Source organism: Microbacterium sp. (assembly GCF_047606685.1).
In the GTDB taxonomy this organism is placed as follows: Bacteria; Actinomycetota; Actinomycetes; order Actinomycetales; family Microbacteriaceae; genus Microbacterium.
In genome coordinates this window covers 1-11,098 of record NZ_JASGEC010000035.1, presented here as the reverse complement: position 1 = coordinate 11,098, position 11,098 = coordinate 1, and the positions used below count along the sequence as shown (strand labels likewise).

13 protein-coding genes and 1 pseudogene are annotated in these 11,098 nt (G+C 72.7%); 13 read left to right on the top strand and 1 reads right to left on the bottom strand.

Annotated elements, in window-relative coordinates; translation table 11 throughout:
• The 3 genes and pseudogenes from QM611_RS03800 to QM611_RS03790 form a co-directional block, all read left to right on the top strand.
• A pseudogene (locus QM611_RS03800) lies at positions 1-346 on the top strand (primosomal protein N'); the annotation flags it as partial.
• Positions 347-354: 8 nt separating this feature from the next.
• Positions 355-1,275 (top strand): methionyl-tRNA formyltransferase, encoded by a 921-nt coding sequence (fmt, locus tag QM611_RS03795; protein WP_415078572.1) that lies wholly within the window; start codon positions 355-357, stop codon positions 1,273-1,275.
• The gene (locus tag QM611_RS03790; protein ID WP_415078571.1) at positions 1,272-2,684 is read left to right on the top strand and encodes an RsmB/NOP family class I SAM-dependent RNA methyltransferase; all 1,413 of its coding nucleotides are present in this window, start codon (positions 1,272-1,274) and stop codon (positions 2,682-2,684) included. The genes fmt and QM611_RS03790 overlap by 4 nt, the downstream gene beginning before the upstream one ends.
• Here the strand turns inward: QM611_RS03790 and QM611_RS03785 are convergent.
• On the bottom strand, positions 2,681-4,048 hold the full coding sequence (locus QM611_RS03785; protein WP_415078570.1) for a hypothetical protein: 1,368 nt from the start codon (positions 4,046-4,048) through the stop codon (positions 2,681-2,683). The two genes, QM611_RS03790 and QM611_RS03785, sit on opposite strands and share 4 nt — an antisense overlap.
• Positions 4,049-4,176: 128 nt before the next feature.
• Here QM611_RS03785 and rpe point away from each other — a divergent pair, with 128 nt between their 5' ends.
• From rpe to trpA, 10 genes are all read left to right on the top strand, one after another.
• A complete protein-coding gene (gene rpe, locus QM611_RS03780) occupies positions 4,177-4,857 on the top strand; it encodes a ribulose-phosphate 3-epimerase (protein WP_415078569.1) in 681 nt (226 codons plus the stop codon).
• A 60-nt stretch (positions 4,858-4,917) separates the two neighbouring features.
• Entirely contained in the window at positions 4,918-5,181 is a 264-nt protein-coding gene (locus tag QM611_RS03775) for a phosphoribosyl-ATP diphosphatase (RefSeq protein WP_415078568.1), read from the top strand.
• 47 nt (positions 5,182-5,228) lie between these two features.
• Positions 5,229-6,071 carry an ATP phosphoribosyltransferase gene (gene hisG / locus QM611_RS03770; RefSeq protein WP_415078567.1) on the top strand — a complete coding sequence of 281 codons (843 nt, stop codon included), beginning with the start codon at positions 5,229-5,231 and terminating at the stop codon, positions 6,069-6,071.
• On the top strand, positions 6,071-6,847 hold the full coding sequence (gene hisF, locus QM611_RS03765; RefSeq protein WP_415078566.1) for an imidazole glycerol phosphate synthase subunit HisF: 777 nt from the start codon (positions 6,071-6,073) through the stop codon (positions 6,845-6,847). Before hisG ends, hisF begins: the two co-directional genes overlap by 1 nt.
• A gap of 51 nt (positions 6,848-6,898) precedes the next feature.
• Positions 6,899-7,318: a phosphoribosyl-AMP cyclohydrolase gene (gene hisI, locus QM611_RS03760; protein WP_415078565.1), complete on the top strand. Its 420-nt coding sequence runs from the start codon at positions 6,899-6,901 to the stop codon at positions 7,316-7,318.
• Positions 7,319-7,458: 140 nt separating this feature from the next.
• Positions 7,459-8,046 carry a Trp biosynthesis-associated membrane protein gene (locus tag QM611_RS03755; RefSeq protein ID WP_415078564.1) on the top strand — a complete coding sequence of 196 codons (588 nt, stop codon included), beginning with the start codon at positions 7,459-7,461 and terminating at the stop codon, positions 8,044-8,046.
• 68 nt (positions 8,047-8,114) lie between these two features.
• Positions 8,115-8,345: a DUF6704 family protein gene (locus tag QM611_RS03750; protein ID WP_415078563.1), complete on the top strand. Its 231-nt coding sequence runs from the start codon at positions 8,115-8,117 to the stop codon at positions 8,343-8,345.
• Positions 8,346-8,347: 2 nt separating this feature from the next.
• Positions 8,348-9,124, top strand: coding sequence for an indole-3-glycerol phosphate synthase TrpC (trpC, locus tag QM611_RS03745; RefSeq protein WP_415078562.1), 777 nt, complete (start codon positions 8,348-8,350; stop codon positions 9,122-9,124).
• Positions 9,121-10,329 carry a tryptophan synthase subunit beta gene (gene trpB / locus QM611_RS03740; RefSeq protein ID WP_415078561.1) on the top strand — a complete coding sequence of 403 codons (1,209 nt, stop codon included), beginning with the start codon at positions 9,121-9,123 and terminating at the stop codon, positions 10,327-10,329. The genes trpC and trpB overlap by 4 nt, the downstream gene beginning before the upstream one ends.
• On the top strand, positions 10,326-11,098 hold a 773-nt coding region (gene trpA / locus QM611_RS03735), incomplete at its 3' end, for a tryptophan synthase subunit alpha (protein ID WP_415078560.1). The genes trpB and trpA, both read left to right, overlap by 4 nt.

Sequence of the window (11,098 nt, the reverse complement as noted above, 5' to 3'; positions counted from 1 at the left end):
GCTCATGCCGCCGGCCGTGCGCGTCGCCGTCGTCACCGGCACGGCCCCGGAGGTCGAGCGCGCGATCTCCGCCGTGCGCGCCGCGGCGCCGCGCCTTCCCGCGGAAGCGGTGCTCGGCCCGGTGCCCGTCGCCGCGCCGCGCGCAGACGCGCTACCTGCCGACGCCGTCCGCGCGCTCATCCGCTTCGACTACGCGAGCGGTCCCGCCGTGACCGAGAGCCTGCGCGCGGCCGTGGTCGCCGAGGCGCTGCGGGCCCGCCGCCGCCCCAAGGCCCGCGACCGCCCCGCAGCGGCCTCCCGCAATACACTCAGGGTGCGGGTGGACGTGCCCGATCCCGAGCTGTGAGGAGCGGCATGCGACTCGTCTTTGCCGGCACGCCCGAGCCGGCCGTTCCCGCGCTGCGCCTGCTCGCGTCCTCGGCGCACGACGTCGCGCTTGTCGTCACCCGGCCCAACGCGCCGCTCGGCCGCAAACGCGTGCTCACGCCGTCTCCCGTGGCGGCGGCCGCCGGCGAGCTCGGGCTGGAGGCCCTGAAGGCATCCCGCCTCGACGATGTCGCGACCGACGCGGTCACCGCCGCGCGGCCCGATCTGGGCGTCATCGTGGCGTACGGCGGGCTCGTGCGCGAGCCGCTGCTGTCGGCCCCGGCGCACGGCTGGATCAACCTGCACTTCTCGCTGCTCCCGCGCTGGCGCGGCGCGGCTCCCGTGCAGCACGCCCTCATCGCCGGCGACGACGAGACGGGCGCGTCGGTATTCCGACTCGTGCCCGAGCTCGACGCGGGCGACGTGTATGCCGAGGCGCGCTATCGCCCGCCCCGTTCTGCGACGGCGGGAGACGTGCTCGACGCCCTGGCGCACCGGGGCGCGCACCTGCTGCGCGAGGTCGTCGACGCCATCGCGCAAGGCACGGCCCGCGCCGTTCCCCAGCGGGGCGAGCCCACTCTCGCCCCCAAGCTCACCCTCGACGACGCCCGTATCCGCTGGGAAGACCCCGCCCGCGCCGTGCTCGGCCGAGTGCGGGGCGTCACGCCCGAGCCCGGCGCGTTCACGACCATCGACGGCGCCCGGCTGAAGGTGCTCTCCGCGCGCGAAGGCTCGTGGGACGCCGCCCTCGCCCCGGGGGCTGTCGCGGCTGTGGGGCGCGATGTGCTGGTGGGAACCGGCAGCGACCCGATCACCCTCGAGTCCGTGCAGCCCGCCGGCAAGAGCGCGATGCCCGCCGCGGACTGGTGGCGAGGGCTGCGCGCCGACGAGCCGCGAGTCGGCACGTGAGCGGCCCACACCCGCGGCGGCGCGCCCGCTCTCCGCACACGCGCGCCCAGCCCGCCCGGCACGTCGCGTACGAGACGCTGCGCGCTGTGCACGAGTCGGACGCGTACGCCAATCTGCTGCTGCCCCGCGCGATCGGGCGCGCCGGGCTCGCCCCGGCGGACGCCGCGCTGGCCACCGAGCTGGCGTACGGCACGCTGCGCAAGCAGGGCACGTACGACGCGGTCATCGCGGCCGCAGCCGAGCGCTCCGTTGACCGCATCGATCCTGCCGTGCTCGACGCCCTGCGGCTCGGCGCGCACCAGCTGCTGTCGACGCGCGTCGCCTCACACGCCGCCGTGAACGAGTCGGTCGCGCTCGCGCGCGAGGCCGCCGGCGCCGGGGGTGCCGGATTCGCCAACGCGGTGCTGCGGCGCGTCTCGCGCGACACGCCCGGAGAGTGGATGGCGCGCCTCGACGCGCAGGCGCGGTCCGACGACGAGCGGCTCGGGCTGCGGCACGCGCATCCGGTGTGGGTGCTGCGCGCGTTCCGGCGCGCGCTGGCCGCCGAGGGGCGCGCCGACGAGCTGGAGGCGCTCCTGGACGCCGACAACCGCTCGCCCGCGGTCACGATGGCCGCCCTGCCAGGGTTGGCGCGGATCCCGGATGCCGCCGAGCGCACGGCTTACTCGCCCTTCGGCTTCCGGCTCGGCGGCGGCGACCCCGAGCCGGTGATCGCGGCCGCGGCCGGAGCGGTCCGCGTGCAGGACGAAGGCTCGCAGCTCGCCGCGCTCGCGCTCAGCCGTTGCCTTCCGGTGCGGGCGGGGGAGCGCTGGCTCGATCTGTGCGCGGGGCCCGGTGGGAAGACGGCGGTGCTGGCCGCCGAGGCCCTCGCCGGCGGCGCGTCGCTGGAAGCGAACGAGCCCGTGCCCGCGCGCGCCGCACTCGTGCGCGGCTCGGTGGCCGGCGTCCCCCTCGACGTGCCGGTCACGGAGGAGGACGGCCGCTCCCGTGCGACGCGGTCGCCCGGCCGGTACGACCGCGTCCTCGTGGACGCGCCGTGCACCGGTCTGGGCGCGCTGCGCCGCCGGCCCGAGGCGCGGTGGCGCAAGCAGCCATCCGATGTCGCCGCGCTGGCCGCCCTGCAGGGCGAACTGCTCGACGCGGCGCTCACGGCGCTCGCGCCCGGCGGCATCGTCGCCTACGTGACGTGCTCGCCGCACCTGGCCGAGACCGCCGCGGTCGTCGCGGACGCCGCGCGCGCGTGGGATGGACGCGTCCAGGAGCTCGACGCCCGGGCCGTGCTGCACGGGGCGGCCCGGCATCCGATCGACCTCCCGACGCCCCGCGACGGATCCGGCCGCGCCCAACTCTGGCCGCACCGGCACGGGTCCGACGCGATGTCGATCACTCTGCTGCGTCGAGACCCCTAGTCGTCCCAGTTCACCGTGGGAGGATCGCTCGTGAAGTCGACGACGGGCGCGCCCAGGCTCGGACCCATGATGATCCGGCACGTGCCGCGCGAGCCGCCCTTCACGCACGTGGCTTGCATGTTCACGCCGCCGATGTACTCGCTGGTCACCCGCATGGGATCGGTGTAGCTCTCCTGCGGCTTCAGACTCTTCAGATTCGACTTCGCGTCGGCAGTCAGCGTGCGCTTCACCGTGCCCTGCACGATCTTGGTGCCGTCACTGAGCGTCGCCGGCACGCTCAGCCCGCAGCCCGCCTTGCGCTTCTTGGACTTCAGGCACGTGCTCACATCCTTCTTGATCAGCTGCCGGAACTGCTTCAGCCCCGACTTGGAGAGGGTGACCTCCATGTCGCTCAGGCTCGGATAGTCGAACGGCTCACGCACCGTGAACGTCGAGGCGCCCTCGATGGTGAAAGCCTCCGACGTGGTCGCCACCTCGTACGAGCCGGGGAAAACAGTCACGTCGAGACCGGTGAGGGCGACTCCGTTCAAGGTCACCTCCAGTCCCTCGACGCGCGAGCCGAGCTGGATGTCGCTGGTCCCCGCCGACATCGACCACGTGCCGTCGTCGTCGTAGTCCGACACGTTGAAGGTCGTGCTCACCTGCTCGTCGCCGATGCTATAGGTCGCTTGCACCTCGACGGAGAACTCCGCGTTGGTCGGCGCGGTCACCGAGATGCCGGTGATCGGCGCCCGCGCGTTGGAGGCTTGCAGCACCTCGTCGGTGAGGAACGTGAGGTCGGCGGGGGGCGACTCCACGTAGGAGAGCGCCTGCTCGGCGTCGCTCGCGGCGAGCGCCTCGAGGTAGCCGGTCACCACCGCGTCAGGCGTCGTCGCGACGGGCTCGCCTTCGCCGCCGCCGGGATTCGCGGCCGGCTGGCCGCCGCCGGAGAGCAGCGAGGTGAGCGCCACAGCGACGACGACGATGATCGCGACGAGCGCCGCGCCCCCGCCGATGATGCCGATGAGCGCGCCCTTGCTCAAGCCCTTCCGCTCGGCCGGCGGTTGCGCGCCCTGTGGCGCATGGCCGGGGTAGTCGGGTGCGGGCTGTTGACCCGCATAGCCGGTCGGAGGAGCCGCGTACGGGGCCTGCTGCGGGTAAGGCTGCTGCCCGTACGGCTGCTGCGGGGCGGGCGGCTGCTGCGGAGGATACGGCTGCTGCGCTGCCGGCGGCTGCTGCGCGAACGGTTCCTGCGGGGCGCCGGCCGGCGGAGTCGGCGGCGGCACGGGCGCGGCCGGCGGGGTCGGGGGCACAGGAGGCGCCGGCGGTTGCTCCGGCGTTGCGGGCGGGGGCGGGTTTCCTGGCTGGTTCTCGTCGCTGCTCATGCTCGCTCATCCATATCGTGGCGGTAGGGCTCAACGAGCACATTAGCCTCAGTGGGCCCGCTCGCTCTAGCAATCACGCGCGAGAGTGTCACCGCGCCGACGGGCCTCGGCCCGGGATAATGGCTCTCGTGTCTGTTCCGCCTCCTGTCGCGCCACGCATCAACCCCAGCATCCTGTCCGCGGACTTCGTGAACATGCAGTCGGAGCTGGCCCGCATCGCGGCCGCCGACTTCGTGCACGTGGATGTCATGGACAACCATTTCGTGCCGAACCTCACGTTCGGGCCGCAGATGGTCGGCCGCGTCCAAGACACCAGCCCCATCCCGCTGGATGTGCACCTGATGATCGCCGATCCCGAGCGGTGGGCGCCCGGCTACGCCGAGCTCGGCGCGGCATCGGTCACCTTCCATCTCGAGGCCGCGACCGAGCCGATCGCGCTCGCCCGCCGCCTTCGCGACATCGGCGCGCGCGCCGGAGTGGCGGTCAAGCCCGGCACGCCGGTCGACGAGCTGTTCGACTTGTTCGGCGAGGTCGACCAGATGCTCGTGATGACGGTCGAGCCCGGCTTCGGCGGCCAGGCGTTCATGCCCGAGACGATGCCGAAACTGCGCCGGCTGGCCGACGAGGCGCGCCGCCGCGGCTCGGAGGTGTGGCTGCAGGTCGACGGCGGCATCTCCGAGTCCACGATCGCGCAGGCCGCCGAGGCGGGCGCCGACACGTTCGTGGCGGGGTCGGCCGTGTTCGGCAGCGCGCATCCCGACGCCGCGATCGCCGCGCTGCGCTCGCTCGCCGCCGCGCACACCCACTGACGCGCTTTCCGGGCAGGCCCCGCGCGCGCTCGCCCTCCGCCGCCCCGGTAGCCTTGTCGGGTGAAGACTTTCGACGAGCTGTTCGCCGAACTGCAGCTCAAAGCGGCCGAGCGCCCCGCGGGCTCGGGCACCGTCGCGCAACTCGACGCCGGCGTGCACGCGATCGGCAAGAAGGTCGTCGAGGAGGCCGCCGAAGTGTGGATGGCGGCGGAGCACGAGTCGGCGGATGCCGCGGCCGAGGAGATCTCGCAGCTGCTCTACCACCTGCAGGTGCTCATGCTCGCGAAGAACCTCACGCTGGAGGACGTGTACCGACATCTGTGAGTCTCGCCTCTCAGACGCCCGCACACGAACCAGGAAAGCACCCACCCATGTTGCGAATCGCAGTGCCCAACAAGGGCTCCCTCGCCGAGACCGCGGCCGAAATGCTGCACGAAGCCGGCTACACCGGCCGGCGCGACTCCAAGGACCTGCACGTCATCGACCCCGTAGGCGGCGTCGAATTCTTCTACCTGCGCCCGAAGGACATCGCCACCTACGTGGGCTCAGGAGCGCTCGACGTCGGCATCACCGGCCGCGACCTGCTGCTGGACGCGCGGATGCCCGGCGCCCGCGAGATCGAGGCGCTCGGCTTCGGCGAGTCGACGTTCCGGTTCGCCGGCCCGCCCGGCCGCTTCGAGCAGCTCGCCGACCTCGACGGGGTGCGCGTGGCGACCGCGTACCCCGGGCTCGTCGACGGCTACCTCGACAAGCACGGCGTGGCGGTCGACCTCGTGCCGCTTGACGGGGCCGTGGAGTCCGCCGTGCGCCTCGGTGTGGCCGACGCCGTCGCCGACGTCGTCTCGACCGGCACGACGCTGCGCCAGGCGGGCTTGGAGATCTTCGGCCCCGTGCTGCTGGAGTCGGAGGCGGTGCTGATCGGCGCGCCGGTGGAGGCGGACGGCACGGACACCCTCCTGCGCCGACTGCGCGGCGTCATGGTGGCGCAGCGGTACGTGCTCGTGGACTACGATCTGCCGGTGCGGCTGATCGACGAGGCGGCGGCGATCGCGCCGGGCATCGAGTCGCCCACCGTCTCGCCGCTGCGCGACCCGGAGTGGGTGGCCGTGCGCGTGCAGGTGCCGCGCAAGCGCGTCAACCAGACCATGGACGAGCTCTACGCGATCGGCGCGCGCGCCATCCTGGTCACCGCGATTCACAACGCGAGGCTCTGATGTCGCTGGTCTGCCGCGTCATCCCGTGCCTCGACGTCGCTGACGGCCGCGTGGTGAAAGGCGTGAACTTTCAGAACCTGCGCGACATGGGCGATCCTGTCGAGCTCGCACGGCTGTACTTCGAGCAGGGCGCCGACGAGATCACGTTCCTCGACGTCACCGCGACGGTCGACGGCCGCGCCACGACGTACGACATGGTGCGCCGCACGGCCGAGCAGGTGTTCATTCCGCTGACGGTGGGCGGGGGAGTGCGCTCGACCGACGACGTGGCGCGGCTGCTGTCGGTCGGCGCCGACAAGATCGGCGTCAACTCGGCCGCGATCGCCAGGCCCGCGCTCGTCGACGAGATCGCCGACCGGTTCGGCGCCCAGGTGCTGGTGCTCTCGCTGGACGTGAAGCGCGCCTCCGCCGAGCTGCGCGAGCACTGCCCGTCGGGATTCGTCGTGACCACCCACGGCGGGCGCACCGAGACCGCCCTCGACGCGCTCGCGTGGACGCGCGAGGCGATCGAGCGCGGCGCGGGCGAACTGCTCGTGAACTCGATCGACGCCGACGGCACGAAGGACGGCTTCGACCTCGAGCTGGTCGGACTCATGCGCGAAGTGTCGAGCGTGCCCGTCATCGCCTCTGGCGGGGCGGGCTCGGTCGACGACTTCGCGCCCGCGATGCGCGCCGGCGCCGACGCGGTGCTCGCGGCATCCGTCTTCCACTCGGGCCTGCTGACGGTCGGCGACGTCAAGGCGGCCCTGGTCGCAGACGGGATCGACGTCCGATGAGCACGTTCCGGTCGTTGAGCGAGCCGCAGGCGAGACGAAACGCGGTGACCTATGAGTAACGACACCCCGGCCCCGGGCCCCATTCCGGCCCCTGAGCTTGTCGAAGGGCGCATCGCCCGCGTCGCGTTCAACGAGCACGGCCTCGCCCCCGCGATCATCCAGCAGCACGACACCGGCGAGGTGCTCATGCTCGGATGGATGGATGCCGAGGCCCTCCGCCGCACACTGACGACCGGCCGCGTGACCTTCTGGTCGCGATCGCGGCAGGAGTACTGGCGCAAGGGCGACACGTCGGGCAACATCCAGCTCGTGCGCGGCGCGCGCCTGGACTGCGACGGCGACGCTCTGCTCATCCGGGTCGAGCAGGTCGGTCCCGCGTGCCACACCGGCGCCCGCACGTGCTTCGACGCCGACGATCTCGACCCGGTCACGGGGTGCGATCCTTCTTCCGCAGACGACCCTTGTCCTTGACAGATGGAGGCGCTCGAGCAGTTCGAAATGGCACAGGATATGGCCGAGGTGTTCGACGCCTGGAGCAGCTGCAGCCCGACCTCGGGTCGACCGCGCTCGAGTGAGTACGCTCGTACCGGCGACCGTTCGCCACTCACACCATGACTCGACGCCCCCGCCTGCTCGCCGTCGTCGCGACGCTGTCCGCCGGCGCGCTCGGCATCGTGGCCTCGACGCAGACGTGGCTCGACGTCGCGCTCAAGGCCGGGGGAGACGCGCTGTCGGTCGCCGGCGCCGCCGCGATCCCCGTGCTCGCGCCGCTGTGCCTAGCGACACTCGCCCTCGGCGCCGCGTTGTCGATCGTCGGGACCGCCCTGCGGTACGTCTTCGGCGCCCTGAGCACGGCGATCGCGATCGCGCTGGCGGCGGTCACGGCGCCGGTGGCGTTCCAGCATCCCGTCTCCGCTGTCGCCGCCGAGGTGACCAAGGCCACCGGCATCGCCGGCGACGCGTCCGTCACGGCGCTCGTCGCGGCGATCACGCCGACCCCGTGGCCGGTCGTCTCGCTCGCGCTGTGGGTCGTGCTGTTCGCCGCGGGAGTGTTCACGCTCGCGACCGCGCGCGCCTGGCAGCGCGCCGGGCGGCGCTACGACGCCGGCGGCGAGCACGCGAAGGCCGCGGACGACACTCCGCTCGACGCGATCGACTCGTGGGACGAGCTTTCCCGGGGCCAAGACCCGACGGGCTGATTCGCTCCCACGAGGAGCCGCGCGACCCCGCTAGACTGGCCCTGCCCGCGCACACCCGGAGGACACCCATGAGCAACCCCATCGCCGACCCCGGCCACGGACACTCGCCGGCCGCCTGGACCGCCGTGATCATCATGCTCGCGGCGTTCACCGTGGGCACGCTCGCGTTCTGGTTCAACATGCCGTGGCTGGTGTGGGCGTCGGCAGGCGTGCTCGTGCTGGGTCCGATCGTCGGCTTCATCGTCGCCAAGGCCGGCTACGGCGTCGCGGGACCGAAGTACCAGCCCAAAGGCCATTGACCATGCTCGCCGACCTGACGGCCGGCGCGGTGCAGGACGCGGAACGACGAGCGCAGGCGCGCCCCCTCGCCGAGATCGAGCGCGCGGCGCTCGCCCGCCCCGCCGCACGCGACGCCCTGACCGCGCTCGCCCCCGCTGACCGCGTCAAGATCATCGCCGAGGTCAAGCGCGCGAGTCCGTCGCGCGGCGACCTCGCCGACATCCCGGATCCCGCCCACCAGGCGCGCCTCTATGAGACCGGCGGCGCGTCGGCGATCAGCGTGCTCACCGAGGGCCGCCGCTTCAAGGGCAGCCTCGACGACCTCGTCGCCGTGCGCGAAGCGGTGTCGCTGCCCGTGCTGCGCAAGGACTTCATCGCGACGCCGTACCAGGTGTTCGAGGCCCGCGCCGCCGACGCCGACCTCGTGCTGCTCATCGTCGCGGCGCTGGAGCAGCCCGTGCTCGCCAAGCTGCACGCGCTGATCCTCGAGCTCGGCATGATCCCGCTCGTCGAGACCCACTCCGCGCAAGAGCTCGACCGCGCCCTCAAGCTCGAGCCTCGGCTGGTCGGGGTCAACGCCCGCGACCTGTCCACGTTCGAGCTCGACCGCGACCTGTTCGGCCGGCTCGCCCCGACGATCCCACGCGGCATCGTCAAGGTCGCGGAATCGGCGGTGCTGAGGCCCGCGGATGTCGCGCACTACCGCGCGGCGGGGGCCGACGCCGTGCTCATCGGCGAGGCGCTTGTCACCGGCGATCCGGTGGCGACGCTGCGAGACTTCTTGGAGGTGGGCGGATGAGCCTGCGCGAGGCCCCCGGACCCTTCTTCGGCGAGTTCGGCGGTCGGTACATGCCCGAGTCGCTCATCGCCGCGATCGACGAGCTGACCGCCGTATACGAGTCGACGAAGGCCGACCCGGTGTTCCAGGACGAGTTCCGGTCGCTGCTGCGCGACTATGCCGGCCGTCCGTCGGCGCTCACCGAGGCCACCCGTTTCGCCGCGCACGCCGGCGGCGCCCGCGTGTTCCTCAAGCGCGAAGACCTCAACCACACCGGCTCGCACAAGATCAACAACGTCATCGGCCAGGCCCTGCTCACCAAGCGGCTCGGCAAGACGCGCGTGATCGCCGAGACCGGCGCCGGCCAGCACGGGGTCGCCACCGCAACGGCGGCCGCGTTGTTCGGCTTCGACTGCACGGTCTACATGGGCGAGGTCGACACGCAGCGCCAGGCGCTCAACGTGGCGCGGATGCGGCTGCTCGGCGCTGAGGTCGTGCCGGTGAAGACAGGCTCGCGCACGCTCAAAGACGCCATCAACGAGGCGTACCGCGATTGGGTGGCGACTGTCGAGACGACGAACTACATCTTCGGCACGGCGGCGGGGCCGCATCCCTTCCCCGCGATGGTCCGCGACTTTCAGAAGATCATCGGCGAGGAGGCGCGCGCCGAGCTGCTCGAACGCGTCGGCCGGCTGCCCGACGCGGTCGTCGCGTGCGTGGGCGGCGGCTCGAACGCCATCGGCATGTTCGACGCGTTCCTCGACGACGACAGCGTCAAGCTGTACGGCGTGGAGGCGGCTGGCGACGGCGTCGACACCCCCCGGCACGCGGCGTCCATCGAGCGCGGGCGGGTCGGCGTGCTGCACGGCGCGAAGACCTACGTGCTGCAGGACGAAGACGGGCAGACGATCGAGTCGCACTCGATCTCGGCCGGGCTCGACTACCCGGGCGTCGGCCCCGAGCACTCCTGGCTGGCGGCTATCGGCCGCGCCGACTACATCCCGGCCACCGACGCCGAGGCGATGGACGCCTTGCGCCTGCTGTCCGAGACCGAGGGGATCATCCCGGCGATCGAATCGGCGCACGCCCTCGCGGGCGCCCTGCGCGTCGGCCGCGACCTCGGCCCCGACGCCGTCATCGCGGTGAGCCTGTCCGGCCGCGGCGACAAAGACATGGACACCGCCGCCCGCTGGTTCGGGCTGTACGACGAGGGAGCCGAGGGATGACCAGTCGCGTCTCCGCCGCCATCGAGAAGGCGCGCGCCGAGGGCCGCGGCGCCCTCGTCGGCTACCTGCCGATCGGGTTCCCCGACCTGCAGACGAGCATCGACGCCGCCGTCGCGCTCGTCGACAACGGCGTCGACATCCTTGAGCTCGGCCCGCCGTACAGCGACCCGGTCATGGACGGCCTGGTCATCCAGGAGGCGACCCAGGCGGCGCTTGCCGCCGGGTTCCGGCTGCGCGACACGTTCACCGCGGTGCGCGAGATCACGCGCCGCGTCGACGCGCCCGTGTTGGTCATGACGTACTGGAACCCGGTGCTGCAGTACGGCGTCGACCGCTACGCCGACGACCTCGCCGCCGCCGGGGGAGCAGGGCTGATCACTCCCGACATCACGCCCGAGGCCGCCGGCGACTGGATCGCCGCGAGCGACCGCACCGGCCTCGACCGCGTGTTCCTCGCCGCGCCGACCTCGACCGACGAGCGCCTCGACCTCGTGGTGCGCAACTCGACCGGCTTCGTCTACACGGTCTCGACGATGGGCATCACGGGGGAGCGCGCGCAGTTGGATGCCGCGGCCCGCACCCTGGTGGCGCGCTTGCGCGAGCACGGCGTCGAGCACGCGTGCGTGGGCATCGGCATCTCCAACGCCGAGCAGGTCGCGGGCGTGCTGGAATACGCCGACGGCGCGATCGTCGGCACGGCGCTCGTGCGCGCACTGCGCGACGGCGGCATCGACGGCGTCGCCGCGCTCGCGCGCGACCTGGCCGCGGG

What these genes read in the sequence shown, in the direction of transcription:
- fmt (WP_415078572.1), top strand. Translation starts at nt 355, where the DNA reads ATGCGACTCGTCTTTGCCGGCACGCCCGAGCCGGCCGTTCCCGCGCTG.
- QM611_RS03785 (WP_415078570.1), bottom strand. Translation starts at nt 4,048, where the DNA reads ATGAGCAGCGACGAGAACCAGCCAGGAAACCCGCCCCCGCCCGCAACG.
- hisG (WP_415078567.1), top strand. Translation starts at nt 5,229, where the DNA reads ATGTTGCGAATCGCAGTGCCCAACAAGGGCTCCCTCGCCGAGACCGCG.
- hisF (WP_415078566.1), top strand. Translation starts at nt 6,071, where the DNA reads ATGTCGCTGGTCTGCCGCGTCATCCCGTGCCTCGACGTCGCTGACGGC.
- hisI (WP_415078565.1), top strand. Translation starts at nt 6,899, where the DNA reads ATGAGTAACGACACCCCGGCCCCGGGCCCCATTCCGGCCCCTGAGCTT.
- QM611_RS03755 (WP_415078564.1), top strand. Translation starts at nt 7,459, where the DNA reads ATGACTCGACGCCCCCGCCTGCTCGCCGTCGTCGCGACGCTGTCCGCC.
- QM611_RS03750 (WP_415078563.1), top strand. Translation starts at nt 8,115, where the DNA reads ATGAGCAACCCCATCGCCGACCCCGGCCACGGACACTCGCCGGCCGCC.
- trpC (WP_415078562.1), top strand. Translation starts at nt 8,348, where the DNA reads ATGCTCGCCGACCTGACGGCCGGCGCGGTGCAGGACGCGGAACGACGA.
- trpB (WP_415078561.1), top strand. Translation starts at nt 9,121, where the DNA reads ATGAGCCTGCGCGAGGCCCCCGGACCCTTCTTCGGCGAGTTCGGCGGT.